We start from the raw sequence: 26,983 nt of genomic DNA, 5'->3' as shown, positions 1-26,983 counted from the left end.
AGCATAGTTTTTGTTTTGCTAATGATTAAGGCACAATGTAGGCGAATTTTCAGCCGAACTGTCAGTTAACTGATTCAAATTTAACTAAAGACGAGTTCGGGTTTAATCCAGGGAATAATAATGAAAAAAAATTGGATGAGTTTACTGTTAGCCTCTTTGCCTTTAGTGCTTAGCTCTACAGCAGCTCAAGCATCATCACTCCCCGGTGGCACTGAGCCACTCACTATTGAGCGTATGTACGCTTCCCCTGCACTTGCTGGTAGCAGCCCTCGAGGGCTCAAGCTGTCTCCGGATGGCAAGCGTGTTACCTATCTTGCTGGACGTAAAGATAATCAACATTTGTATGACTTATGGCAGATGGATGTGGCAACTGGTGAGCAAAGCCTGCTAATTGATGCCGATAAGCTTGAGACCGGTGAACTGTCGGATGAAGAAAAGGCGCGCCGCGAGCGTCAGCGTATTTATGGTCAAGGGATCATGGAGTACTTTTGGTCTAAAGATGGTGAGGCGATTCTAATCCCTGCTGCGGGCCAGCTGTATTACTACTCGGTTGCAGATAATAAGGTCAAGTTGCTGGCAACCGGAGAAGGCTTTGCTACCGATGCGAGATTGTCACCAAAAGGGCACTTCGTGTCGTTTGTGCGTGAGCAAAACTTGTATGTGTTGGACTTAAAAACACAAAAAGTGATTGCACTGACATCCGATGGCGGCGGCGCGATTAAAAACGCTATGGCTGAGTTTGTTGCCCAAGAAGAGATGGGCAGAATGACTGGCTACTGGTGGGCGCCGGATGAGTCGGCGATTGCCTATACTCGCATCGATGAATCGGGCGTGGAATTAGTTACCCGTAACGAAATTTATGCCGACGGAATTAAGCTGACCGAGCAGCGTTATCCCTATGCTGGCGAGGATAACGTCAAAGTTGAGCTTGGTGTCGTGACGCTGAAAGATAAAAAAGTCGCTTGGGTGGATTTAGGTAAAGATAGCGATATCTACTTGCCACGGGTTAAGTGGCTACCTGACAGCAAACATTTGTCGTATCAATGGCAGAGCCGCGATCAACAAGCGCTTGATCTACGTGTTGTGGCAATTGCTGATGTTAAAAATGATAAAGACTTAGTTAAAGAGCGCAGTGAAGCTTGGGTCAACCTTAATGATGATCTGCACTTTTTAAAGCAGCAAAAGGCCTTTATCTGGGCGTCCGAGCGTGATGGTTTTAATCATCTGTACTTGATTGGTTTAGACGGCAAAGTGATCCGTCAACTCACCTCCGGTGATTGGGCGGTTGATGCGGTTGAGTATATTGATGAAAAAGCCGGTGAAGTTTACTTTACTGGTCGTAAAACCAAAGTCACTGAGAAGCTGCTTTACCGCGTCGCTCTTGAAGGTGGCAAGGTTGAAACCATTAGTCAGCGCAGCGGCATGCATTCAACGGTATTTGCCGATAATAAACCTGTATACCTAGATTACTTTAGTAGTTTATCGCAGCCACCTCAGGTGAGTTTGCATGATCAAAGTGGCAAGCGTCTCGCTTGGGTTGAGCAAAATGAGGTTAAAAAAGGCCATCCGCTTTATGACTACTTTGGCTTGTGGCAAGTCCCTGAGTTTGGTGAGTTAAAAGCCGAAGACGGCCAAATGCTGCAGTATCGACTATTCAAACCTACTAACTTTGATGCTTCTAAAAAGTATCCGGTTGTGGTGCGCGTTTATGGCGGCCCTCATGCACAGCTGGTGGTAAATAGCTGGAGCCATCAAGATTACTTCACTCAGCATCTTTTGCAGCAAGGTTATATTGTTTATCAGCTCGATAACCGTGGCTCAGCCCATCGTGGTACTAAGTTTGAGTATGTGATTTACAAGCAGCTTGGCGAAGTTGAAGTGAATGATCAAAAAGTCGGTGTGGATCACTTGCGCACTCTGCCTTATGTCGATAGCGACAATATTGCTATTTATGGTCATAGCTATGGTGGCTATATGGCATTGATGAGCATCTTTAAAGCACCTGACTACTTTAAAGCGGCGATCTCGGGTGCACCAGTGTCAGACTGGTCTTTGTATGACACTCATTACACAGAGCGTTATATGGGTAACCCAAAAACCAATGCTAAAGGCTATGAGGCCAGCAGTGTGTTGCCGTACGTTGGCGGCTATGAGTCAGGATTGTTGATGTACCACGGTATGGCTGACGATAACGTATTATTTGAAAACAGTACTCGGGTTTACAAGGCGCTGCAGGATGAGGGCAAGCTGTTCCAGATGATCGATTATCCAGGTTCTAAGCACTCTATGCGCGGCGAGAAGGTACGAGTACATTTGTATCGCTCATTGGCAGACTTCTTAGAGCGAGAGCTTAAAGGCAATTAATTGTCTTAGCAGCATTATTAGTTAGCTTGAGATAAAGCTTACTATCAATTTAAAGGCACTTATTCATTAGCTAAGGTTAATGGTAAGTGCTTTTTTATTGCAGCAATCAACAGTAAATATATTGAGACTTGAGTGTTTATATTGCTGATATAGCTAAAGAAAAATTAGATTTAATTGGTTATTATCTTGTTTGGCAATATTTATATTAAATTATTTTAATGGCTTCAATTAACGGCAAATAAGTCCAAAATACCACTTAGTGGGTAGACCGCTATATTTGGATATAGCCATAATTGAGCGCGCTATAATCTGTATTTATTCGGTTAAGGAATACTTTGATTGCAATGAGTGTTATTGCTTTAGTTGTTGGTGAACTGCGTCAATATAGGCAATGTATAGAGCGAAATTGAATTGTGAATAGGATTTTACCGTATGTATTTCGGTAAATTTAATTCAGCCTAACAGGGGCATAATAAGTGGCTTGAGATAAGCGGATATAAAAAAAGCCAGTCATATGACTGGCTTTTTCAGTTGTGTAATATCGGTAATACTACCGATATAGAAGCTTGGAATTAATCTTCCAAGCTACCACAGAAACGGTAACCTTCGCCGTGGATAGTTGCGATGATTTCTGGCGTATCTGGTAAGCTTTCGAAGTGCTTACGGATGCGACGGATAGTTACGTCAACTGTACGGTCATGTGGCTTAAGCTCACGGCCTGTCATCTTCATTAGAAGGTCTGCACGGCTTAAGATCTTGCCTGGGTTCTCAACAAAGTGAAGCATCGCGCGGAATTCACTGCGTGGTAGCTTGTAAGACTCACCTTGTGGGCTAACTAGAGAACGGCTGTTGATTTCAAGGCTCCAACCGTTGAAACGGTAGAACTCAACTGCGCTTTTCTCTTCTGAATCAGTACCAGTGCTATTAACGCGAGTTAATAGGTTACGAGCACGGATAGTTAATTCACGTGGGTTGAATGGCTTAGTGATATAATCATCAGCGCCAATTTCAAGACCTAGGATCTTATCAACTTCGTTATCACGGCCTGTTAGGAAGATTAGACCGATATTATTAATTTCACGAAGTTCACGCGCTAATAAAAGACCGTTTTTACCTGGTAGGTTAATATCCATAACGACCAAGTTAACTTTGTTGTCTTGCATAGCCTTATGCATTTCAGCGCCGTCATTGGCTTCAGTTACCACATATCCTTCTGCTTCAAAAATACTTCTAAGTGTGTTTCTAGTTACTGCTTCATCTTCAACAATCAGAATGTGCGGGTTTTGCATATTAATTACCTAATTTCTGTCAATTATAACCAGGAGCATAAAACTTTTTATACTCCATTTAGCCATGCTGATAATTCACTGATACACGTAGGTGTTTTCAAATCTGGTTCGAAACAGCAACACACTGCATGCGCTAGCAAAGTATGGGTATCTCACATATGGAAAAACGTGAACTGTTTAAACTTCGATTAACAATAGTAGAAAAAAGTTCCTTAGCTACCGTTTTTTATGAAGTTTAAATGTTAAATCAAACATAGTTCACATTTGATACAGCTGTGTGGATTACGCTTCTGTCTGTTTCTAGTATATGTAACAAAATGTGTTCATTACATGTATCAGAGTGAGCTAATCAACTGAGCCTATTGTACTCGTTTTAGGCATTTGTTAACAAATGAAATGTTAACAAAATTACGCGACGATATGATTTAGATCACTATTGGATTTGCATCTTATTGATTATAAATGAAATGGCAAATTTATTATCTGTGATGTGCGTCACGCGACTGGGCAGGGCTAACGAGTTTGCTATAATAATTGCACCTAAATTGGAGAATTTGTTAGCAATGAATAACTCGGTCGACAGCCTCTGGCATTACTATCAACAAACAGAATTCCTATTTACCCAAATCCTATCTACGCAATTATCCTTTGCGATTATCACTGCATATAACCCAAAAGGCGAAGTGCTATCTGCGCCGCAAAACGGTCTGTTAGATCGTAAATTACAACAGGAAATAAACAGATTAGGGCTCCCTTATCGGTCTATGATTGGTGCATCGCAAGACCGCTCTCATATGGAAAAAAGTTGGGCGATAGCCACTGATAAAGCCTCTGCTATTAAGCTAGGCTGCCTGTTTAATCAGAACGCTATCTTTTATGTCGAAGCTGATACTTTGCAATTAGTGCCGTGTTTAATGGCAAAAGAGGAAACCTTACTTGGTGCATTTTCGCCAAGGGTTAATTGGGTATTTGAGCTGCCGGATATTGAGTAAATTTAATTCAATCTAGTTTTCCGTTGACTTGATTGGTTAATTTTTGATATTTTTCAGTCTCTTGTTTTTGTATGCAAAGTAAACATACCTGTATACAAAATAAGTGCAGAAGAGGAGCGCTAACTAGGTAGTAAGTTTGAGGGGCCAAACCCGTTGATAACTTATGAGGGAGATTAGCGCCGAGATATTTAAAGCGATTTGGTTACGCTTGAATGTTGGTCGTACAGGCTGAATCCTGGCGATTGTCACCTATGTTTTATTATGGTGGAGAGCTTCTGGTGACGATCGCTGTTTCCCATCTTTTGGGGTGCATATCATAGCACCAGGCTCTTCGAACGAAGTTAGTTCGGAGCTTATTCATGTTTGTGTTTAATTTAATTAGTAATAATCAACCTTTCGCGTTTCCTGCTGCTCAGGAGAACGCTCTATGTCTTTAGTATCATCGTTAGAAACTACATCTACAGTATCAAACCAATCAGGCTTAACCGTAGCCAAGTTTGGCGGAACCTCGGTCGCTGACTTTGACGCCATGCAGCGATGCGCCGATATTATAATTGCCAATCCGCAAACTCGTGTGGTGGTAGTAAGTGCATCAAGCGGTGTTACCAATCAATTAGTTGCCTTAACGCAAGAAGGCAACAGTAGCGAGCAATCGAAAGCTTTGATAAAGCAAATCGCGTCGATTCAATATCAAATTCTAGATAAGTTGCAAAACCCTGGTGAGATTGCCGCTAAGATTGACCGTACTTTGAGTCATATCGCCACGCTTAGTGAGCGCCTTAAATTAACTCGCAGCAAAGCCGTTATAGATGAATTATTGTCTCAAGGTGAGGCGTGCTCATCAGTATTTTTTGCCGCTGTACTGCGGGAGAAGGGCGCCAGTGCGACTGCATTTGATGTGCGCCAAGTATTACGAACAGATAGTCATCACGGCAAAGCTGAGCCGCAAATTGAGCAAATTGCTGAGCTTGCACAGGCGCAGTTACAGCCTTTACTTGCTTCACAAGTTATCGTTACCCAAGGGTTTGTTGGTGCAGATAGTGAGGGCAATACTACAACACTTGGGCGTGGTGGCAGTGATTACTCTGCAGCCTTGCTAGCTGAAGCATTAAAAGCGGATGCGGTTGAGATTTGGACCGATGTAGCAGGCATTTATACTACTGACCCGAGACTTGCACCTAACGCTAGCCCAATAGCTGAAATTAGCTTTAACGAAGCCGCTGAAATGGCGACCTTTGGCGCTAAGGTGTTACATCCGGCAACTATCTTGCCTGCGGTTAGACAAAAGATTCAAGTGTTTGTTGGATCAAGTTGGGCGCCTGAACAAGGTGGTACTTGGATCCGCCATAAGGTCTCAAGTGAGCCCGTTTATCGCGCAGTAGCACTACGCCGAGATCAAACCTTACTTAATTTGCATAGCCTGCAAATGCTTCACGCTCAAGGCTTCTTGGCTGAGACATTTGCCACGCTAGCAAGGCATAAGATCAGTGTTGATTTGATCACTACCTCAGAGGTGAACGTTGCACTAACCCTAGATAAAACCGGTTCAGATTCAAGTGGTCAAGGCTTACTAAGCGAAGCCTTACTGCAAGAGTTGTCGCAACATTGCCGCGTGCGTGTTGAAGATGGTTTAGCGCTGGTTGCGGTGATTGGTAACAACATTGCTTCTACCGCAGGGGTTTGTCGCCGAGTATTTGAAGTATTAGAAAGTTACAACGTGCGTATGATCTGCCAAGGTGCGAGTCCTCATAATTTATGTATTTTGGTGGATGAAGCTGAAGCTGGAAATGTGATCCGCGCTTTACATGAAAACCTATTTGAAGCTTGATAAAGCGCTATTTATAAGGAACACAAGACTTTATGAAGTTTAGCCAAACGAGCCTCACTGTTGGTGAGTTAGCAACGGGGCAAGCGTTAAGCGTGCCTGTGTTTCATATAGCGGGCAAAGATAGCCATGCACCTAAGGTGTTTATTCAAGCCAATGTGCATGGCGCTGAAGTGCAAGGTAATGCGGTTATTTTTCAGTTGATGAAACAGCTAGAACAAATGGATGTGCAAGGGGAAGTGACTTTGCTTCCTCTGGCTAATCCTTTGGGGATTAATCAAAAAAGTGGCGAGTTTACCCTTGGTCGCTTCGATCCTATAACCGGAGTTAATTGGAACCGCGAGTATCTAGATCATAAAATCGATATTGCTAGCTGGTATCAGCAGCATAGTCATTTAGATGATAAGGCACTTATCGCCGCATATCGTTTACAGCTAATCGAATCATGCAATGTACATCTTAACAGTGAGTGGGGCGTCACCACTGGTAAACGTTTAGCGGTAACGCTGCAATCACTAGCCCATCAAGCCGATATTGTTATCGATCTGCATACCGGCCCTAAATCCTGTAAGCATATGTATTGTCCTGAATACGATGTTGCAGCCGCTTCGCTTTTTTCAATTCCTTACACTTTAGTTATCCCTAACGATTTTGGTGGGGCGATGGACGAAGCTGCCTTTTGCCCTTGGTGGCAATTAACTGAGTTCGCTAATTCACAAGGACGCGGATTGAAGGTGCCTGTGTCGGCATTTACGTTAGAGCTTGGTAGCCAAGAACGTATCGATATGGATGACGCGCTTAGCGACGCCAAAGGGATTTTGGCTTATTTAAGTCAACGTGGTGTGGTTAGTGAGTATGTTCAAGCGGCTGATATGGCCAGGTACGGCTGTTATCTTAAAGATTATAAGAAGTTTCATGCACCTATAGCAGGGATGGTTGAGTACAAAGCAGAGCTCGGCCATATACTTTATTCTGGTGAGACATTAGCAAATGTTCTAAGGCTTGATCGCTTTGGAACTCACGAAGAGCTAACAGAGTTAGTGCTGAATAAAGATTGTATACCCATATTACATTTCGCTTCAGCCTCGGTTTACCAAGGTACAGAGCTATATAAGGTAATGACAAACTTGTTTAACCTTAACCTGTAACCCTGCGTTTACAAAATGATGCTTTTGTGTGTTTTTGGTTTATATATTGTTAAATTTTTTGTTTGCTGGCTTATTTGTGTTGTGTTACTAATGCTTTTGCCTAGGTCATATGTGCTACGAGTTGAAGGTATAGTAGTGCATTTTTCTATTGGAAATGCCTAGGTGATATTTAAGCAGGATAAAACAATAAAAACTTGCATGTATTAAGGAATTGACAAGTGAAAACAAAAATAGCCATAGCAGTATCAACTGCTTTAGTCACGATGTCTGCTAGTGCGCTAGCTACACAGTCTGATTATAATCAACAAATTACTCAAATTAACTCAGAGTCAGCTAGAGCAAATATTGCTGTAGTCGATTCAAAGTCTGCAGCTTACTCGCAAAATCAAGTGGTTAGACAAAATGCGGTCTTTACACCAGAAGCAGATTTAGACTCTGGCGTTTACCGTTATTTCGTTCGCTTAATAGAGAGCCCGGTTGCACTTTATCAAGGCGGTATTGAAGGGTTTCAAGCCACTTCTTTAGAAAAGGTACCTGGTAAAAACGGTAAACTCGACGTTACGAGTTCTGCGGTAAAATCTTACCGTTCATTCCTATCTTCACAGCAAGATAATGTTATTCAAAAAGCTAATGCTGCACTTGGCGAGCTAGACGTTAAACAAAGAACGACACTAGCCTACAACGGTTTAGTCGTTGAAATGACCCAAGAGCAAGCTCTTAAGCTTTCAAAAGTAGCGGGCATTGCTAATATTCAGCGTGAAATATTACGTAAACCAATGACTGATTCAGGTCCTGCTATTATCAAAGCTCCAGCTGTATGGAGTGGTGAAGCAACTGGCACTGAAAGCCAGGGTGAGGGAATGATCGTCGGTATTATTGATACCGGTATTAATAGCGATCACCCATCATTTGCTGACGTTGGCGGCGACGGTTACGACCACTCAAACCCATGGGGTTCAGGTGTTTATTCTGGTAACTGTGCTAGCGATTTCCCTGAGCTTTGTAACGATAAATTGATTGGTGTGCACAGCTGGCCAGCGGTTACCGATCAATACTTAGATTATGATATTGATGTTCCTGCAAACGGTGAAGATCATAACGGACATGGCTCTCATACCGCAGGTACCGCTGCGGGTAACGTACTAATTAACACTAACGTACCAAATGTTGATGGTGAAGATACTGGAGTAGTATTTGAATCAATGTCTGGTGTTGCTCCTCATGCGAATATTGTTTCTTATCAAGTTTGTCTTCCTGGCGAAAATGATGATATTGGCTTTGCAGGATGTTTGCCTTCGTTAACCGTTCTTGCTGTTGAGCATGCAATAGAAAATGGCGTTGATGCGCTTAACTATTCAATTGGTGGTGGTAGCAGCAATCCATGGAATGATGCTGATGCTCTAGCTTTCTTGTCTGCACGTAAAGCTGGTATTCATGTTGCGACTTCTGCAGGTAACTCAGGTCCAGGCCCTGAAACCGTCGGCTCTCCAGGTGATGCTCCGTGGTTAACTACAGTAGCGGCATATACCCACGATCGTGATTTCTCTGAAAAAGACATTGGTGGCTTTACTGGTGGCGATACAGCCGCTCCTGAAGCGCTAACCGGTAAAGCGATGACTGGTGAGTTTACTGGTTCAGTTGTTTACGCTGGTGATTTTGAAAATGCTAATGATCCAGATAATGATCCTGCCCAGTGTTTAGAGCCATTCCCGGCTGATACTTTTGCTGATGATACTATCGTAGTATGTGACCGTGGTGCGATTGCTCGTGTAGATAAAGGTCGCAATGTTCTTGCTGGCGGTGCTTCTGCTCTAGTGTTAGCAAACTTGCAAGGTGGAGCTGAAAGTGTTGTTGCCGATGCTCATGTTCTACCAGCAATTCACATTGACGCTGACAAAGGTGATGCCCTTAAAGCTTGGTTAGCAAGTGGCGCTGATCATATGGCGACAATTAGTGGTACTGAAGTGATACAAGACGAAAAGCTTGCGCGTATTGCGGCAGGCTTCACTTCTCGTGGTCCTAACAAATCAGTTCCAGATGTTATTGCACCTTCTATTGCTGCACCTGGTGTGAGCATTTTTGCCGCATATGCTGATGATCAATCTGATGCGTTTAAGCAAAACCCAGATCCAAGTGATTATGGTTTCTTAAGCGGTACCTCTATGGCTAGTCCACATGTTGCGGGTGCACTTACATTGCTTGCCAGCATTCAGCCTGATTGGACGCCTGCTGAAGCACAATCAGCATTGATGCTAACTGCTGATCAAAACACTTTAAAAGATGATGGGGTAACGCCGTCAGATTTCTTTGATATGGGCGCGGGTTACGCGAATGTTGAAGCTGCTGCAAAAACTGGCCTAGTGATGGATGAGAGCTATGTTGATTATGTGAAAGCTGACCCAGCATTAGGCGGTCAACCTTCGCAGATTAACTTGCCGACTATTGCTAATGCAAAATGTGTTGGTGAATGCACTTGGACACGTACAGTTAAAGCAACCAAAGATGGTTCGTGGACAGCTAGCACTATGGGCGTGACAGATGGTTTAGTGCTATCGGTTATGCCAGAGTCTTTTGATTTAAAAGCTGGTGAAACTCAAGAGATAACCGTAACTGCAGATATTTCTGCGGCAAGTGTTGGCTGGAACTTTGCCAATATCAAACTTATGGCAGAAGGTATGCCAGAGGTTAAATTGCCTGTTGCTGTTAAAGGGGGCTCTAATAACCTACCAGCGAGTTTAGATATTACTGCTGGTAGAACAAGCGGAAGTATCACTTATAGTGGTTTTGTCTCTACAGAGCTTACTGATATTAAGGCTGGTGTATATGATAAATCTACAGATCTAGTCGCGCCTATCACTTTAAATGTGCCTGAAGATGGCTTGGATTATGCGCAGTTTAATTTCCCTGCATTAGCAAACGTTGTTATTTCTATTTCTTCAGAAACAGCACCAGATGTTGATTTACGTATTCTAGATGGGACTTTCACTAGAATTGGTAGTAGTGCTGGTCCTGATTCAAACGAATCGGTAGCTTTTACTAATCTACCAGCAGGTACTTACTATTTAGTTGTTGATGGTTATACAGCATCTGCTCCTGGTGCTACTGACGAAGTGACTATGAGAATATCGTCAATTTTGCCAACTGATGAATCATTAAGTGATGACGTTACTGTTGCTGTTGATGAATCAGAAGGTGAGTTTAGCCTAACGTTCGATTGGGATACTGATAAAAACACTTCAGGCATCGTAATTTTGACTTCAGGTGACCAAAGCAATGAAGTTCAAGTACCTCTGAATATCACTCGTAAGAATGATGTTACTCACTTCCATAGCCTGACAGACGCTATGACAGCAGGTGTTGCAAGTCGTGTAGGATTTAATGTTGCGCCAAACTTTAGCGATGAAGACAAAGAGTATTCATTCTCTGCGCAAATGTCTGCAGGCCATAAAGTTGCCAACATTTCTAATGGTGGTGTGCAAGAAGGCAATACGATTAACTGGACTGTCGTTCAGGAAGCTTCGTCTGGCGAAGCTATGGTTGTTGGCTTTGACTTAATACCTACTAAAGCAGGTTCGGCTTATGCGATGAAGCTTACCAATGAGCTTGGTGACGACATGGTAGAAGAAACTGTTAAGTTTGGTGTAACTGAAGTTGCACCTGTTGCAATGGCAAGTGCTCCTGATTGGGTAACAGAAGGTTTGACTGTGAATATCAGTGGCGCTGCATCTTATGACGGTAATGATGATGAATTGTCTTACGAGTGGTTGCAGACTGGTGGTGCGACTGTTTTGTTTGATAAATCAGCTGAATCATTTAGCTTTAATGCTCCAAGTGTCGGTAGTCAAGGTGATACATTATCATTTGAACTGACAGTTACTGATACAAATGGTAATTCAGACACAACAAATGCAGTTGTTTCAGTATCAGAAGCTGCAGAGCTTGATAAGGGCGGGGCAATCGGTTGGATTGGTTTGCTACTCCTGCCTGTTGTTTGGATGCGTCGTAAGCTGAAAGCTTAATATTTAGATGTATAATCAAAAGGCTAACAAATGTTAGCCTTTTTTATTTTTGTCATATCTATTTTGGAGCGAATGCAAAGCCGCTTACCTAAGGCTTAACCGCCCGTACAATCGGGTTTTGTAAGCTAATCAAGGTTTCTGTTGATTGAATTTCATCAATTGACTGAATACGGTTAATCAATACATGCTGCAGTCCATCAATGGATTGGCACATTACCTTTACAAATACACTGTAGTTACCTGTGGTGTAATAGGCTTCAACTACTTCTTCTAGTGCGTTTAACTTAGAGATTGCAGCTGGGTAGTCACCAGCACTTTTTAAGTTAATACCAATAAAACAACATACATCGTAACCGAGTGCCTTAGGGTTAACGGTGATCTGTGCACCAGTAATAATGCCGGCTTGTTTCATCTTCTCTACGCGAACATGGATAGTACCCGCACTAACACCAAAGCGTTTGGCTAGCTCGGCAAAAGGCGTTCTCGCCTCTTTCATTAAGGCTGATAGAATTTGGTTATCGAGAGAATCTCTTTGAAATGGGGCTTCCATAATAAATATGCCGTTTGCTTATTGGTTAGGTAAGTAATTTACGTATTTTATGCACAATATTCTACTGATTTATCAAATAACGTGGCTATAAAGTACTGTGGCTAACTTATTTGGTGAAACGAGCTTTAAAGTTCGGAGAAGTTAGAGCGGATTACAAATACAAAAGCACCAAAATAGTTGCTGGTGCTTTTGTTTATCTTAATTATATAAATGGGGTTATTGCTCACCTTCGGCGTGCATAAATGGTGCATCACAACTAAAGGTCATTGGCTCTTTAGTGTAAGGGTGGCTAATCGTTAGTGACTGTGCGTGCAGTAATAGTCTAGGTGCTAAACGCTTAGCTAATGGATCGGCATAAAAGTTATCACCCAAAATCGGATGCCCTAATGCCATCATATGTACCCGCAGTTGATGAGAGCGACCAGTAATAGGTGTGAGCTTAACTAAAGTCGAGCGTTTACCGTAGCTAATCACTTCATAGTGAGTTTCTGAGGCTTTACCTATCTTATGGTCGACTTTTTGCTTCGGGCGATTTGGCCAGTCACAAATTAGCGGTAAGTTCACCGTTCCATGAGATTGTTTTACATGACCTGCGACTCGCGCGTAGTAGGTTTTTTGGGTTTCTCTATCTCTAAATTGGCGTTTTAGCTCAGATTCAGCACTGCGGATTAACGCCACCACGATAACCCCTGAGGTTGCCATGTCTAAGCGGTGGACGATTTTGGCATGTGGGAACTCTGCGAGCACTCGAGTATAAGTACTGTCTGCGTGCGCCGGATCTCGTCCTGGTACAGATAAAAGACCCGATGGCTTATTGACCACCATGATATCTTTATCTTGATGGAGGATTTCAAGCCAAGGCGAAGTCGGCGGAGAGTAGACAAAATCAGTCATGAGGCAACCTTATTAAAAATGCGCGGCAAAGATACCTCTTAGGCGCTTATGCATGCAAGCAGATTTGCCGATAAATCTAACGTTAGTTAACGCTGTGCCGCAGAGGTTATGAAAAGCTATTGCCGTTAACGTGCATTATTGCAAAAGTCCACACCACGAAGGCGAGTGCAGAGTGGATTAGGGCGTAAAATGACTGATCGAGTCGTCCCATACTTCTGGCATCCCAAATGAGCATGCCATGTAAAAAGATAACAATTGGGAATAGGGTTAGTAGCGGGTAAAGACTTAGTACACTTGCATCACCAAATATAAGTCGGCTTATTAGCGCCCAGACCACCATTAAGCCAGTGATTATCGGCGGAAGTGCGACTCGATATTGCTCTGGGTATGGAAACATACTAGGCCTCTATTTTATGCTGAGTGAGTACTACATCATCTAATAGGCTTTATTCCTTTGGCTTTTGCGCGATAAGCTGCGCTTTATAACTTGCCGAAGGTAATTCGCCGAATAGATCTTCAGCGTAATGCAGGCAGTCCCAGTTAGCAAATATTGCTTTTAATTCACCCGTTTTCAGTAAAAAGTTTGGGTTTCGTGGTCTGCCTATTTCAGCTTGTTGTTCGGTAAACGTTTCGTAAATAATGTAGCCACCGGGCTTAATCGCTTCAATAATTTGAGGGAAGAGCGTGCGGTGTAGGTAATTAAATACCAATACTATGTCATATTGATTTTTAGCTAGTTCTGAGGCGCTACCATCTTCTAAGTTCCATTCAAGCAACTCTGTGTTTGCAGGTGCTAAGTTGCTTAGTTCAAGTCGCGATAAATCTTGATCCAGATAAGTCACCGCACAGCCATTATTAGTGAACCATGCGCCGTTACGCCCACTACCACAAGCAAGATCTAATACTCTAAAGCTACTTGGGATCTTGTCTAACAGTTTATCAAACTGAGTAATGAGCTCTGCATTATTCATGTTTTAGCCTTTTACTTCTTTTTTGGTTTTAATGCTACGCCCATGCACCACTGAAAAGTGGCGTAAACCCGAAGGTCCATGAGATACGATGACTGAGAGTAACACGATAGTGACCAATAGCTCGGGCTTATAGTTAGCAAGCGGGATAAATAGCAACAATAGGCCAATTTTAACTAATGTGAGTACACCTTTTAGTTGGATAAGCCAGCGCCAGTCGCGGACAATTTCCCACACCATTAAGACAGAGCCCGTAGCCATGGCCATAATCCAGTAGGTTAGCCATTGCTCTTGAGGCACATTCAGTAAAATACCACCGCCAGCCCCAGTGATCCCTAAGATGTGAATCGCTCGAAGAGCGGTTTTTGAAAGGCGATGCACTATAAATTGTTTTTCTGTTAGTTCTTTTCTAGCCATTTTGAAGATTCTTGGGCGATGACGTGTTGATAAATTTTATCAGGTATTTACTAATTAAAAAGTGCTCAGTGATCACAAGCTCCAACAGCAACTGACTGAGGAGGTTAAAAAAAGCTCGTTTAATTACTACTCATTTGATTTCGCGTAATTTTGTGAAGCAGATATCTATACCTCTTAATAGATACTGTTATGCTAATAAACATATGCTTACTCCTTGCCGTAATTGGTATTTTCATGCTCAACCAATTGCTGCACTGACTTAAATAATCTTGAGAACGTATCCTTTCTCTATACAGATTTATTTAATAATTAAGCTGAAAAGCGAGCTGTCAGGAGCTCGCTTTTTATTTTGTCAAAAATCAATCGCTAGCAAACTGGCACAGATTGACCCTCATCAAGACAAATCCCCTCATATCGCATAGACTGTTCAAGTTTTCTTCCTCTTTTAGCTAAGGTATCTACTATGAAAATAGGCTTTTTTAGCGCCAAGCATTACGACATGCAGCATTTTGACCGTACCAACTCTGCGTTCGGCGCCGCTATTGAGTATTTTGATTACCGCTTGTGTATGCAAACCGTCAAGTTGGCAGAAGGCTTTGAGGTGGTTTGTGCGTTCGTTAATGACTCCCTGTGTGAAGAGGTGTTGGTTGAACTAGCTGCTGGTGGCACTAAGATTATTGCTATGCGCTGCGCGGGCTTTAATAATGTTGATTTGGCAGCCGCCGCTCGCCTAGGTATTAAAGTGGTAAATGTGCCTGCTTATTCTCCTGAGTCGGTTGCAGAGCATACCGTTGCATTAATGCTTACCTTGAACCGTAAAATCCATAAAGCTTACCAACGCACCCGCGATGCTAACTTTTCCCTTGAGGGCCTAGTAGGTTTTAACATGCACGGTCGCACTGTAGGTGTTATCGGTACTGGTAAAATCGGTTTAGCCACGATTAAAGTGCTGCAAGGTTTTGGCTGCACGGTTGTGGCTCACGACCCTTATCCTAATCAGGCGGTAATCGATTTAGGCGTCGAGTATTTATCACTCGAGCAGCTTTATCCTATTTGCGATGTGATAAGTTTGCATTGTCCGCTGACAGCAGATAATCATCATTTATTAAGTGAAACGAGCTTTAGCCAGATGAAACCTGGGGTTATGGTGATCAACACTAGCCGTGGCGGACTGCTAAACGCACTTGATGCAATGGAAGCGCTTAAAACCGGTCAATTAGGCTCATTAGGCTTAGACGTTTATGAAAACGAAAAAGAGCTGTTTTTTGAAGATAAGTCGAGTGAAATCATTCAAGACGATGTGTTTAGACGCTTATCAGCTTGTCACAATGTTATTTTTACTGGTCACCAAGCTTTCTTAACTGAAGAAGCGTTAGGTGCGATAGCCCATACAACATTAAGTAATGTTAAACAGCTTCTTGCGGGAGAAGCGTGCCCTAACCAATTGTAAAGATATCTGTTAGTTGGCAGCATGTATCGAATGCACGTTGGCAACATTATTTAAGATAGTGTTAGCAAATGCTAAATTGATTCATAATAGACTGCATAATTCCTCTAGGTTTGAGCGGAACCCCTCGAGCTCGTAGCAGCCTAAATATAAAAAAGCGACTAAGGAAAGCCGATGATCATTACTCAAGAAGTCCATGATATTGATACTGCGACAGGGCCTATGCGCGCCTACCTCTATCGCCCAGATAGTGAAGGCCAGTTTGCGACGATTATTTTCTATTCTGAGATTTTTCAGCAAACCGCACCAATCGCTCGCGCCGCTGCCATATTAGCAGGTCACGGTTTTGTGGTGTTAGTGCCAGAAGTCTTTCATGAACTAAACCCAATAGGCACAGTGCTTGAGTATGATGATGTGGGTAAAGATAAAGGTAATGCTGATAAGTTTACTAAACCGTTAGAGCATCACGATTCAGATACCGAAGCGTTAGTCGATTTTGCTCGAAGTATGAGCTTTTGTAGTAGCAATATCGGTAGTATGGGAGTCTGTATTGGCGGCCATTTAGCCTATCGTGCAGCGTTAAACCCTGATATCCAAGGGGCATTTTGTTTATACCCAACCGATATTCACTCAAATACCTTACCCTGCGATAAAGGCAATGACTCATTAACTCGTACAGGTGATATTGCTGCTGAGTTAGTGATGGTATTTGGTAAGCAAGATCCTCACGTATCCAGTGAAGGGCGCAAAGTTATTTATAACAAACTTGAGGCGACAGAGCGTAAGTTCAACTGGCTGGAAGTGAACGCACAGCATGCCTTTATGCGTGATGAAGGCGATAGATACGATCCTGCGTTAGCGCTGCAAATGTATTTGCAAGCGGTGGCGTTTTTTCAGCGAACCTTAAAGTAGTTTCTACTGGTTTCTGAAACAAAAGGGGCGAGTCATTATTGACTCGCCCCTTTTTTGTATGCTGCGGGCTATCAACCTTGCTGGTAAGCCGCTAGCTCTGCAGTGCTAACACGTGCAATAAAGGCATTATCTAGGTAGAAATCAACGTGGTCGTTATCTTTAACACCTGACATCACTTGCTGGCTGCCGTCTTCATAAACAAGCGTCATAGCTAAAGTGTTTTCGTCAGTTGCTACCATTGAAGCGCTAGTCAACTTAACGTTCTTTAATGGTGCAGTGGTTAGATCGCCATCAATATGCTGGTTTACTTTGAAAATAGCTTCAACTGGCATATCAACTACAGCAGGAGAACGGCCAGTAATAGGGTTAGTACCAGTCCAGAATTCAATGCTGTTAATAATAAATAGATCGCCTGTTGCTGCGAAACCATAGATAGGGCTTAGTAGCATGAATAGGCCTGCACGACCGTAACGGTTATCAACTGCGCTTAAGTTAGCTTTAGTTACCATGGCGCTTAGACCCATTTGGCCCATACAACCGGTTAATTGAGTGCTTAATACTGCAGTTAGTGCGATAGCTGAGATTGTCTTTTTCATTGATCTATTTGAGTGAATTGAGATTGGCGCAGATTGTATGTAACACCAAAAAATGAAACGTGAACCGAGTCACAAATCCAGGTTGGGTATTTGTTGGGTTTGTATCGGCGACTGCTTGCTGTGTGGTGGCTTTGTAGCGTTTGCTTCCCACTTTGGCTTACTGTGTCTTTAAGTGGGTTGATGTGTTCATCTTGTTGTGCGGTGCGGGTTGATACTTGCGCTAATGCTGAGGTGTTAGCCATTTTACTCTAGGGATAATTAACGCATAATAGCGCCCCAATTACCGGAGAGCGTATGTCAGATTATCAAGTTTTACATCAAACCCAAGATGAATATGGTCCACTTATCGTACTAGAAGATAAAGAAACACGGATCTTAGCTTTTGGTGAAAACGATGAGCAAAGTAAGTTGCTCAAGGCAACGCCCCATATTCCACAGCACACCTATGTGCAAGCCATGTTATTGGTGCTGCTTTATAGCCAGCCTAAAAGTGCAATTGTGTTGGGCCTAGGTGGTGGCGGACTGATCCATGCGCTACGCCACTTTGATGCTGGTATTAAGTTAACCGCGGTAGAACTAAGAAGCGAAGTGATTGAATTGGCTAAGCGCTACTTTCAGTTGCCGCTCAGTAAAAAGCTAAAAGTAATCCATCAAGATGCAAAGCAGTTTTTAGCAGCTGCAGATCATAAGCGGGTCGATGTGGTATTTACTGATATTTATAGCGCAGAAGGTGTTGATGCTGCGCAAGTATCAGAAGCATTTATCGCTCAGTGCGCCGCGTTGATTAAAGCAGATGGTTATTTGGTATTAAATTGCTGGAAAGAGCACAGCCAAAACCGCGAGTTACTCAGCTACCTTAATATGCATTTCGCTGAAGTGCGTGCATGCTTAACTGGCAGCGGTAACTGGGTTGTGTTTGCTGGCAAGGTTAAGCGAGATATTAGTGCAAGTGCGCTTAAAACCAAGGCGCAGTCGCTATCGCAACAACTTGATTTCCAATTGGCACGTTCACTCACACGCTTTGATGTGTGGGAGTAATACTCGTCAATCCTTATGCTTACTAGCTTATTCGAGCTAGTAAGCTGTTTTAAAGCTCACTCTATACTTCATCCCGTTTTCGCTGCGATTGATTAACTTTTTTCTATTCACAGTATTTATAAATACTTAGCTATGAATTGCTGTTTATCTACACTAATGCAAGTGTTGCTTTCTCTGCATATCATTGAGTTGTTAATCCTATTCGGATTTTTAGATTAGGATGATAGCTTTTACTCGTTACCACAAATCATTTTTCTCGGCTACTATGCTTCCATCGAAAACGAACTGGCTTTTAGGGACTCATCATCACTCAGCCCAGTTTGTTGAATTTAAAGAAAGTATTTTTATTTTTTATTATTAAAATGGAGCATTACATGCATCAGTCAATCATCAACTCTACAATCAAGCCATTTTCAGCAACTGCTTTCCACAACGGTGACTTCCACCCAGTGACAGAGCAAGACTTACTAGGTAAGTGGTCAGTTGTTTTCTTCTACCCTGCTGACTTTACGTTTGTATGTCCTACTGAATTAGGCGACATGGCTGACCATTACGAGAAGCTACAGTCTATGGGCGTTGAAGTTTACTCAGTATCAACTGACACTCACTTCACTCACAAAGCATGGCACGCAAGCTCTGACACTATCAACAAGATCCAGTACCCAATGATTGGTGACCCAACTGGTACTATCACACGCAACTTCGGTGTGATGATTGAAGAAGATGGTCTAGCACTACGCGGCACATTTGTTATCAACCCAGAAGGTGAAATCAAAGTTGCTGAAGTACATGACCTAGGTATTGGTCGTAGCGCAGCAGAGCTAGTTCGTAAAATTCAAGCAGCTCAGTATGTAGCAACTCACGACGGTGAAGTTTGCCCAGCAGCATGGCAGCCAGGTGAAGAAACACTTGCTCCATCAATCGACCTAGTTGGTAAGATTTAATCGCAAAAAGTTAAGGTAAGCCTGATGGCAGCGCGTTAGTAAGCTCCACCTCTTACTAACGCAACAAGCAACCATTAGTCGGTTTCATCTCCTTAATTATATTGTTCAGCCTTGCTTCCCCCCTGAGGTTGAGGCTGAACAGTTTTTATTATTAATACTTAACAGCAGCTACACCTTTTATTTTCTTTATCACTTTTTATTTTTGTTATCTCTAGGCGCTGCTTGCGATATCTGCTGCCTCTAGAACGAGTATTGAACAACAGAATCAGATTATTTAGGAGTCATCATGTTAGATGCAAACGTAAAGAACCAACTGAATACTTATTTGCAAAACCTCAAGCATCCAGTTGAGCTGGTTGTGTCGGCTGATGACAGCAAAAAAGCCCAAGAGCTTAAGTCGCTTGCCGCAGATATTGATAGTCTGTCTTCACTAATATCAGTAACAGAGCAAGTGGGTGAGCGTACGCCATCAATGGCAGTGGTTAACCCTGCATTAGGTTCACAAATTACTTTTGCTGGTCTGCCTATGGGGCATGAGTTCACGTCTCTAGTGCTTGCACTGCTGCATAGTGGTGGTCACCCTATTAAGCTTGATAGCGATGTTATTGAGCAGATCCGTCAACTGCCGGGTGAATATCGTTTTGAAACTTATGTGTCGCTAAGCTGTCAGACTTGCCCAGAAGTGGTACAAGCGCTGAATATGATGGCGGCAATTAATCCAAACATTACTAATGTAATGATTGACGGCTCATTGTTCCAAGATGAAGTCAATGAACGCAACATTATGGCTGTGCCATCCGTGTACCTTAATGGTGAGCAATTCTCAATGGGCGCAATCAGCACAGTTGAGATATTGAACAAGTTAGATGTTAATGCCGCAGGCAGAAAAGCTGAGCAGCTGAATCAAAAAGAGGCATTTGATGTATTAGTGGTTGGCGGTGGCCCAGCTGGTGCATCGGCAGCAATTTACGCAGCACGAAAAGGTTTACGCACCGGTATTGTGGCTGACAAGTTTGGTGGTCAAGTTGCTGAAACTGTTGGTATTGAGAACTTTATCTCAGTCAAAGCGACCGAAGGACCAAAATTGGTGGCGAATCTTGAAGCGCACGTACATGAATATGACGTCGACATCATGGATAACCAACGCGCATTAAGTTTAAAGTCTGGCGAGCTATTTGAATTAAAGCTTGAAAGCGGCGCAGTGCTGCGTAGTAAAACTGTCTTGTTAACGACCGGTGCTCGCTGGCGTGAAATGAACGTTCCGGGTGAGCAAGAGTATCGCGGTAGTGGTGTGGCATATTGCCCACATTGCGACGGCCCACTATTTAAAGGTAAGCGTGTCGCGGTGATCGGTGGTGGTAACTCGGGTATTGAAGCGGCAATCGACTTGGCCAATATCGTTGAGCACGTTACCGTACTCGAGTTTGATAAGTCATTGCGCGCTGATGAGGTTTTACAGCGTAAAGCTAAATCAATGGGTAATATTGAGATTATTACCCAGGCTATGACCACAGAAGTGACTGGTGATGGTAAGCGCGTAAACGGCTTAAATTATACTGACCGCGCAACGGGTGAGAGTCATCATGTTGAGCTTGCAGGGATCTTTGTGCAAATCGGCTTAGTGCCAAACTCTGAGTGGTTAAAAGACACTATCGATATGACGGCTCGCGGTGAAATCATTGTTGACGCTAAAGGTGAAACCTCATTACCCGGTGTGTTTGCAGCAGGTGATGTAACGAACTCGGCTTATAAGCAGATTATTATTGCCATGGGCAGCGGCGCAACAGCATCACTTGGCGCATTTGATTATCTTATTCGCCAAAATGTTGACGATTTAGACACCAGCAGTGTTGCAGCCTAAAGTGATTAATCGTTAGTATTAAAGCCAGCAAGACGCTGGCTTTTTTTATACGAGTCAAAGACAAAAATGGAAGTGGTAAAATGGCTCTGAATTCACACCGGTATCAAGCGCAATTAAAACGTGAAACTTTCACAATTTTAAAACGTGGCATTTTATGGGCAAGCTATGTCAGTTTGGCCATGCTATGTGTTGTGCTAGCAAATACTTACTACTTTGATAGGCATTATTATGATGCAGGAGCATTGCTTATCAAATTGGTGCCACTAGCAGCTGTATTAGGCTTGTGCTTGTATACAGTAAAAAGCAAAGGCCTATTTAAAGTTACAGTCACACAAACTTATGTTTACTTAGGTCTGTTGGTGAGCTCATGGAGCCTAGTGCTGGTGTCGCTAGCTTTTCTATCTAAGCAAAACATGCCTGGTGTGGAGTCTTTAGCAGATATTTTAGTGCTGGTGTTTGCTCTCGCCTTATTCCCTCATCGCAATATCATGGTGAGCGTTATTTTGCCTTTTCTTGCGTTTAGTGCGGTTTATCACTCACTACAATTTTCAGAAGCTATTGTTTACCCACTAACTAAGTTTTTGTGTTTCTTAATGGTTATTCTATCTGGACAGAAAATTATTGCTGGTTGGTTCTTTAAAGCAATAATACGCAATGTCGAAAAGAAAAAGCTATTAAGTCAGTTTAAGCGTTTGGCGTTAATTGATGGTTTAACAAACATTAGCAACCGACGTCATTTTGATGATGTGTTACTTCAAGAAAGCAAAGCCGCTGCCCGCAATCGGCAGCCATTGAGTATTATTTTATTAGACATTGACTATTTTAAACCGCTAAACGACACCTTAGGTCACCAAGTTGGTGATGAATACTTGGTAAAAGTCGCTGAATTATTAAATCAAGCTCTTGAGCGCCCAAGGGATTTAGTGGCTAGATATGGCGGTGAAGAGTTTGTGATGGTACTACCTAATACCGACTTGCGTGGCGCAAACTGCGTCGCAGCAAAAGTTCAGCAGATGTTGCGCGAAGAGAAGCTAAGCCATCCGAGTTCGGCTGTGGCTAAATACATCACTGTCTCTCAGGGCATAGCATTATGGCAAGCACCAGAGGTAGCGAGTAGCTTGTTAGAAAGGGCTGATAGCATGCTTTATCAAGCTAAAGCGAATGGCAGAGACGGCTTTGTTTCACAAACAGAGCCAGTCTCAAATAAGCAAGCGGTTTAAGCTGTGGTATTGATATTGTGACCCGTATTGCCAACAGGCGCTGGGGCCGCTTCAGGCAACGCTGCATTAATTAATTGCAGCGCAATATCACCTTCGATTTTTTGTTGGTCTTTTGCAAGTTGTGCCACTTTAATGCCAACCTCACCATGACTCATATTCGGTTGTAGATTCGCACTAGAAATAGTTACAGCCATATTCAACTCAATTAATTAGGAATGTCATGTAGTTATCGGCTGTATGCTCAATGACTTAAGTTTATTCCTGTTACAGAGTGTATCTGCTTAAAGAAGGTTTGAGGAAGCGCTCCTAGGACCTAGGACCTAGGTCCTAGGCAAAGCAAAGAGCTGTGAAGGTTTAGGCGTTAGGTTTTTATTATAGAAAACTAAGGCCTTAGCTAAGGTGTTATCTAAGGCCTTAGTTTGCTGGGTTATGACTTTTTCGCGTTAACCTTTTCTAGGCTCTTACGCACTAGCGTGATGAGCACTGTGAGCATAATAGAGCTAAAGATTAGGCCTATTGCTAACGCCACATTTTGCAGTGCTGTTGGGTCAAGGGCTAACATGCCGCCTAAGCCCATCATCATAATGCCAGACATTAGTTTAAGGGTTTGGCCCTCTTTTTCAGTAAGCTTACGCTTACCAAGTGACACACTGAAAGCAATCACAATTGCTGCAAGTGGGATGACATACACTACGTTATACATCACAAGGTACATGTAGCGTTCAAATGTTTCTAAGTCATGCATAGATAGCACGCTGGTATAGATCATTGGGAATCCCGCAGTACACAGCAGCTCATAGGCATTCGCTAATATTGATAACACCACAGTACCGGCAATCATGGCTGTCATGCTGCTGGCGCTGGTTAATTTGCCCATACGCTTAATCAAACCTGTGCGGTTTTCGGCTGACATCGACAAGGTGACTTCGCCTTTGGTAAAGAAATAGTCTTTAATATTCACCGCGCCAGCAATCAAGGCGAGCATACCTGCGCCGAGAATAATCCAGCCGCCATCGCTACCTGCGCCCAGTAATTGGAAGATATTCAGCCAAGCACTCATAAAGATGAAGTAGATAAACCCGGAGAAGAATACAAAGATCCCGCCAACAATCAGCATGCGGGCGCGACTCTTGGCGTTAACCATTATCGACAGCAAAAACAGTAATACAAAGAAAGCGCAAGGGTTAAAAGCATCAACACCGGCAAGGACTACAGTAAGTAACGGTAATGACATTTGTTCTGGATGCACTACACCAACAAGTGGTAGCTCGACAGGTTGAACATCAGAGCTGGCTAGCTCATTGCTGTTATCTAAGCCTAAATCACAAGTACCATCGCCACCTTCTTGGCTATCACTTTCACTACAAGTGCCAAATAAACCGCCTGTTGCTGGGGCGGTCGCAGTATATTGGCCCTCTTTTTCTGGCGCTAATTTACCGCCTAACGATACATAATATGACTTTAAGCGCTGCACTAAGAACTCACCGGTAACGGCTTGGCTGCTGTAGCCGACGACCGCTTTTTCACCGCTAGCGAAGTAAGGTACCGAGCGTGCTTCAGTCCCTGTTTGCTTAGCGATCTCTTGCCATATAGCCATGGTATCGGCAGCAGTAATCATATGATCTTCCACTTCAATCCAAGGATAACGCTCTGGCAAACTATCTATAAATGGATGAGCTTCAGCGCAATGTGGGCAGGTTTTAGACCAAAAGAAATAAAGCTTAACTTTTAACTCACCTTGAGCATTGGTGTAGTGCCACATGCTAGTTTCGCTATTGGCACTGGTGATATTGGTGTTAGCAAAGCTTGGCAGTGATAGGCTAAGGCTAGCAAGTACGAGACTGATAAATAGTAAAATGGATTTGGCCATGGGATCTCCAGGACAATTTAGGCAGGTTTAAACCGTTTTGTTGCTGACATTCTACTTTAGTGACGGAAGCTTTAATGGTGAAATGTTTCATTTTTGCTAATGAAATCCCGAATATATTACTTTTGGGAACTAGAACGAATTTCATGCAATGAGATTAAACTTATTGCTATATTTATAACGACTTGATTATAAAAGTTTGATTGAGTTATTGCTTATATTGTTTGTGTGTAGAGGGCGATGGAAGCTGATTTGTTGTGGAACTGTTGTCAGACCCAAGCAGCTTGGAGTCTGATTCAACTCGGTCTTTTCATTGCTAGCGTTAGCTATAGATTTTTAATCATCCTTGCTAGCAACTTGGATTGCTGATTGTTCAGGTTCGTCTGAGCACCAAGTAATTGAAACGCTGCGATCAACATTATTGCTGGCTGTAAGTATTCGGGTGATCACCGGCGCTGAATATTCTGTTTTATTGAGATAACTTTTTACTCGCTCAATACGTCTTTCCGCGAGCCACTTATTGTATTGCTGAGCTTCTGCTGTCAGTTGTTTCGGGTCGACTTTAAACTCAAGCAATAAGTAGCCTTGGTTTGATGAAGATGATTTGCTAAATGAGTCGAGCTGCGAGGCATATTGACCTGCAAAATATGAGCTGTTTTTGGCGTAAGGAATATCGAAAACATGACTAGCGTTATCGCACTGTGCAAATGCACTTCCTGATAAAAACATCAAAACAGCTGCGAGTGATTTCATTTTGCACATCCTTGATTACATCAGAATCTTTTTAGAAAAGCTTCTACAGTTGGCTATTGCAGAAATTTAAAAATTGTTCGCAACTTAAGCTATTGGTAACAAAATTGCAATGTTCTTTATATTCATTACTTTAACTAAGCACATTAGTTAGCTAGTTGGCATGCTAGTGCCATATTTTAGACGGCGAGTAATTATTAATATCGACAAGTATTTGCATGCAAGGTGACAAAATGTTGACTTTTTGAGCATTGGTTTTATAAATATTTTTAATACAAGCATTTATTAATGAACAACTGTTTGGGCTCTTTTGCTAATAGGTGGATTACCGCTTAATCGATCGTTTGTTGCGATTGGTGCGTAATAAAAGGTAACAAGTGCTGCTAATTAAGTGTTGTGTGTCGTTGGCAGGCATTTAGGCTGTACGTGCAAGGTTTAGTTGTCGAAATATAAAAATGGCTGTATTTACAGCTAATCATTGATTTATCTGTTAGTTTCGTCATGAGAGTGGGCTGACATTGCTGGATCGAGATATTTTGTAGGTTATTGATTTTGAATAGCTGTTTAAGGAGTTTAAATGGATGCGGTCGATCTTGTCATTATAGGCGGAGGCATTAATGGTGCAGGCATTGCTCAGTGTGCATCTGCAGCGGGGTACAGTGTGCTTTTACTTGAAAAGAGCACTATTGCCGCGCAAACCTCAGCGAATTCGAGCAAGCTTATCCATGGCGGATTGCGTTATCTTGAATCAGGCCAATTACCACTGGTAAGAAAGTCACTTGCCGAGCGCAAAGCCTTGCTGCAATTAGCGCCCTCTTTAGTTAATCCTATTCCGTTTTATATTCCAGTTTATGAAAACAGCCGCCGTAGTCCTTGGACGATTCGAGCCGGACTGAGTTTGTACGCGCTGCTAAGTGAATTTGATGCGCTTGGGCAGTTTAAATCTATCCCATCAGTACATTGGTCGAAGATCAAAGGCTTAAAATTACAAGGTTTAAAAGCCCTGTATCAATATTGGGATGCGCAAACTGACGATAAGCTACTAACCGAAGCGGTGATTAAAAATGCTCGCTCACTCGGTGCCCAGGTCATTGAACACGCAAAGTGCACCACTATTGAGCAACACAAAGGGCACTGTAAAGTGGGCTATCAGTTGGTGGAAGCTGGTGGCAATAATGCGGTAACCGAAACGGTGCAAGTAGAAGCTCTGGCGGTAATTAATGCTGCAGGCCCTTGGGTGAACGAGGTGCTGGCATGTGTGAAACCACAAATCGCAGCAGAAGCCATTGAGTGGGTGCAAGGTAGCCATTTGTTGCTAGATATTCCTGCTAATGACGGCATTTTATATCTAGAGTCTTGTTTCGATCAGCGGGTGATTTTTGTGATGCCATGGAATGGCCAAACGTTAGTCGGCACCACTGAAACCGTACTGGAACAATTGTCAGGTAAACCACAGATCACCGACGCTGAAACTGATTATTTACTCGGGATTTACCAGCATTACTTTAGTGAATTTGGTGATGTAGAAGCGTTAAAATCGCGGGTGATAGACAGTTTTTGCGGAGTAAGAGTATTACCTAAACAGACTGGTAATGCTTTTGACCGCCCAAGAGACACTTTGCAAAAAAGCCAAGCGAGCCACCCAAATTTACTGAGCCTTTATGGCGGAAAACTTACCACTTATCGCACCACAGCAACTGAGGTGATTGACTGGATTGAACAGACAATTGGAGACAGGCAGGCCTTGGCGGACTTTGATAAGTTGCAGCTTGAGTAACTGAAGAAGTAGGGCGCTACTTTTTAATCTCAGTTATCCATAAATGGGTTAAATTGTTGAATTTTGTAACTGAAAGTTTGGTTTCATTAAACTGTAACTTTAGTG

At 42.8% G+C, this 26,983-nt stretch carries 23 protein-coding genes and 1 riboswitch; of the genes, 12 read left to right on the top strand and 11 right to left on the bottom strand.

All coding sequences use genetic code 11. The annotated features are described in order from the left end of the window. Nucleotides 1–120: 120 nt before the first annotated feature. Nucleotides 121–2,364 carry a S9 family peptidase gene (locus tag MSG37_RS07870; RefSeq protein WP_248470039.1) on the top strand — a complete coding sequence of 748 codons (2,244 nt, stop codon included), beginning with the start codon at nucleotides 121–123 and terminating at the stop codon, nucleotides 2,362–2,364. Between the two features lie 572 nt (nucleotides 2,365–2,936). Here the strand turns inward: MSG37_RS07870 and arcA are convergent. Further along, on the bottom strand, nucleotides 2,937–3,653 hold the full coding sequence (arcA, locus tag MSG37_RS07865; protein WP_012153996.1) for a two-component system response regulator ArcA: 717 nt from the start codon (nucleotides 3,651–3,653) through the stop codon (nucleotides 2,937–2,939). Nucleotides 3,654–4,216: 563 nt separating this feature from the next. On the opposite strand from arcA, the gene MSG37_RS07860 reads away from it, so the two are divergent. The 4 genes from MSG37_RS07860 to MSG37_RS07845 all read left to right on the top strand — a co-directional run bounded on the left by MSG37_RS07860 (nucleotide 4,217) and on the right by MSG37_RS07845 (nucleotide 11,637). Further along, nucleotides 4,217–4,645, top strand: a complete 429-nt coding sequence (locus MSG37_RS07860) for a DUF3293 domain-containing protein (RefSeq protein WP_248470038.1) — start codon at nucleotides 4,217–4,219, stop codon at nucleotides 4,643–4,645. A 101-nt stretch (nucleotides 4,646–4,746) separates the two neighbouring features. Then, nucleotides 4,747–4,928: riboswitch (Lysine riboswitch) on the top strand. 144 nt (nucleotides 4,929–5,072) lie between these two features. Then, on the top strand, nucleotides 5,073–6,473 hold the full coding sequence (lysC, locus tag MSG37_RS07855; protein ID WP_248470037.1) for a lysine-sensitive aspartokinase 3: 1,401 nt from the start codon (nucleotides 5,073–5,075) through the stop codon (nucleotides 6,471–6,473). Nucleotides 6,474–6,505: 32 nt separating this feature from the next. Next, on the top strand, nucleotides 6,506–7,618 hold the full coding sequence (locus MSG37_RS07850; protein WP_248470036.1) for a succinylglutamate desuccinylase/aspartoacylase family protein: 1,113 nt from the start codon (nucleotides 6,506–6,508) through the stop codon (nucleotides 7,616–7,618). A 218-nt stretch (nucleotides 7,619–7,836) separates the two neighbouring features. After that, the gene (locus tag MSG37_RS07845; protein ID WP_248470035.1) at nucleotides 7,837–11,637 is read left to right on the top strand and encodes a S8 family serine peptidase; all 3,801 of its coding nucleotides are present in this window, start codon (nucleotides 7,837–7,839) and stop codon (nucleotides 11,635–11,637) included. 88 nt (nucleotides 11,638–11,725) lie between these two features. On the opposite strand, the gene asnC is transcribed toward MSG37_RS07845, so the two are convergent. The 5 genes from asnC to MSG37_RS07820 all read right to left on the bottom strand — a co-directional run bounded on the left by asnC (nucleotide 11,726) and on the right by MSG37_RS07820 (nucleotide 14,466). Further along, nucleotides 11,726–12,187: a transcriptional regulator AsnC gene (gene asnC, locus MSG37_RS07840; protein WP_012275918.1), complete on the bottom strand. Its 462-nt coding sequence runs from the start codon at nucleotides 12,185–12,187 to the stop codon at nucleotides 11,726–11,728. A gap of 216 nt (nucleotides 12,188–12,403) precedes the next feature. Then, nucleotides 12,404–13,081 (bottom strand): bifunctional tRNA pseudouridine(32) synthase/23S rRNA pseudouridine(746) synthase RluA, encoded by a 678-nt coding sequence (rluA, locus tag MSG37_RS07835; RefSeq protein WP_248470034.1) that lies wholly within the window; start codon nucleotides 13,079–13,081, stop codon nucleotides 12,404–12,406. A gap of 106 nt (nucleotides 13,082–13,187) precedes the next feature. Beyond that, complete coding sequence (locus MSG37_RS07830; RefSeq protein WP_248470033.1) at nucleotides 13,188–13,478, bottom strand: hypothetical protein; 291 nt, start codon at nucleotides 13,476–13,478, stop codon at nucleotides 13,188–13,190. A 49-nt stretch (nucleotides 13,479–13,527) separates the two neighbouring features. Next, a complete protein-coding gene (locus tag MSG37_RS07825; protein ID WP_248470032.1) occupies nucleotides 13,528–14,052 on the bottom strand; it encodes a methyltransferase domain-containing protein in 525 nt (174 codons plus the stop codon). Between the two features lie 3 nt (nucleotides 14,053–14,055). Continuing rightward, nucleotides 14,056–14,466 carry a hypothetical protein gene (locus tag MSG37_RS07820; RefSeq protein WP_248470030.1) on the bottom strand — a complete coding sequence of 137 codons (411 nt, stop codon included), beginning with the start codon at nucleotides 14,464–14,466 and terminating at the stop codon, nucleotides 14,056–14,058. A 463-nt stretch (nucleotides 14,467–14,929) separates the two neighbouring features. Between MSG37_RS07820 and MSG37_RS07815 the strand changes: the two genes are divergently transcribed. Next, nucleotides 14,930–15,916, top strand: a complete 987-nt coding sequence (locus tag MSG37_RS07815; RefSeq protein WP_248470029.1) for a 2-hydroxyacid dehydrogenase — start codon at nucleotides 14,930–14,932, stop codon at nucleotides 15,914–15,916. Between the two features lie 171 nt (nucleotides 15,917–16,087). Next, nucleotides 16,088–16,825: a dienelactone hydrolase family protein gene (locus tag MSG37_RS07810; protein WP_248470028.1), complete on the top strand. Its 738-nt coding sequence runs from the start codon at nucleotides 16,088–16,090 to the stop codon at nucleotides 16,823–16,825. 71 nt (nucleotides 16,826–16,896) lie between these two features. Here the strand turns inward: MSG37_RS07810 and MSG37_RS07805 are convergent, their stop codons facing one another. Beyond that, the gene (locus tag MSG37_RS07805; RefSeq protein ID WP_248470027.1) at nucleotides 16,897–17,421 is read right to left on the bottom strand and encodes a DUF3332 domain-containing protein; all 525 of its coding nucleotides are present in this window, start codon (nucleotides 17,419–17,421) and stop codon (nucleotides 16,897–16,899) included. Then, the gene (locus MSG37_RS07800; protein ID WP_248470026.1) at nucleotides 17,418–17,663 is read right to left on the bottom strand and encodes a hypothetical protein; all 246 of its coding nucleotides are present in this window, start codon (nucleotides 17,661–17,663) and stop codon (nucleotides 17,418–17,420) included. The genes MSG37_RS07805 and MSG37_RS07800 overlap by 4 nt, the downstream gene beginning before the upstream one ends. 52 nt (nucleotides 17,664–17,715) lie before the next feature. Between MSG37_RS07800 and MSG37_RS07795 the strand changes: the two genes are divergently transcribed. The 4 genes from MSG37_RS07795 to MSG37_RS07780 all read left to right on the top strand — a co-directional run bounded on the left by MSG37_RS07795 (nucleotide 17,716) and on the right by MSG37_RS07780 (nucleotide 22,484). Then, nucleotides 17,716–18,459 (top strand): fused MFS/spermidine synthase, encoded by a 744-nt coding sequence (locus MSG37_RS07795; RefSeq protein WP_248470025.1) that lies wholly within the window; start codon nucleotides 17,716–17,718, stop codon nucleotides 18,457–18,459. Between the two features lie 374 nt (nucleotides 18,460–18,833). Further along, entirely contained in the window at nucleotides 18,834–19,403 is a 570-nt protein-coding gene (gene ahpC, locus MSG37_RS07790) for an alkyl hydroperoxide reductase subunit C (protein ID WP_248470023.1), read from the top strand. A gap of 286 nt (nucleotides 19,404–19,689) precedes the next feature. Continuing rightward, complete coding sequence (gene ahpF / locus MSG37_RS07785) at nucleotides 19,690–21,264, top strand: alkyl hydroperoxide reductase subunit F (protein ID WP_248470022.1); 1,575 nt, start codon at nucleotides 19,690–19,692, stop codon at nucleotides 21,262–21,264. A gap of 80 nt (nucleotides 21,265–21,344) precedes the next feature. Further along, complete coding sequence (locus MSG37_RS07780) at nucleotides 21,345–22,484, top strand: GGDEF domain-containing protein (RefSeq protein WP_248470021.1); 1,140 nt, start codon at nucleotides 21,345–21,347, stop codon at nucleotides 22,482–22,484. Here the strand turns inward: MSG37_RS07780 and MSG37_RS07775 are convergent. From MSG37_RS07775 to MSG37_RS07765, 3 genes are all read right to left on the bottom strand, one after another. Beyond that, nucleotides 22,481–22,678 carry a cytoplasmic protein gene (locus tag MSG37_RS07775; RefSeq protein WP_248470020.1) on the bottom strand — a complete coding sequence of 66 codons (198 nt, stop codon included), beginning with the start codon at nucleotides 22,676–22,678 and terminating at the stop codon, nucleotides 22,481–22,483. The two genes, MSG37_RS07780 and MSG37_RS07775, sit on opposite strands and share 4 nt — an antisense overlap. 233 nt (nucleotides 22,679–22,911) lie before the next feature. Then, on the bottom strand, nucleotides 22,912–24,354 hold the full coding sequence (locus tag MSG37_RS07770) for a thioredoxin family protein (protein WP_248470019.1): 1,443 nt from the start codon (nucleotides 24,352–24,354) through the stop codon (nucleotides 22,912–22,914). A 333-nt stretch (nucleotides 24,355–24,687) separates the two neighbouring features. Beyond that, nucleotides 24,688–25,104, bottom strand: coding sequence for a hypothetical protein (locus tag MSG37_RS07765; RefSeq protein WP_248470018.1), 417 nt, complete (start codon nucleotides 25,102–25,104; stop codon nucleotides 24,688–24,690). A 574-nt stretch (nucleotides 25,105–25,678) separates the two neighbouring features. Here MSG37_RS07765 and MSG37_RS07760 point away from each other — a divergent pair. After that, nucleotides 25,679–26,878, top strand: a complete 1,200-nt coding sequence (locus tag MSG37_RS07760; RefSeq protein ID WP_248470017.1) for an FAD-dependent oxidoreductase — start codon at nucleotides 25,679–25,681, stop codon at nucleotides 26,876–26,878. Nucleotides 26,879–26,983: the final 105 nt, after the last annotated feature.

The organism is Shewanella sp. 1CM18E (genome assembly GCF_023161665.1).
GTDB lineage: Bacteria > Pseudomonadota > Gammaproteobacteria > Enterobacterales > Shewanellaceae > Shewanella.
The sequence above is the reverse complement of the archived record's forward strand: the minus strand, read 5'-3'. Positions and strand labels throughout refer to the sequence as shown.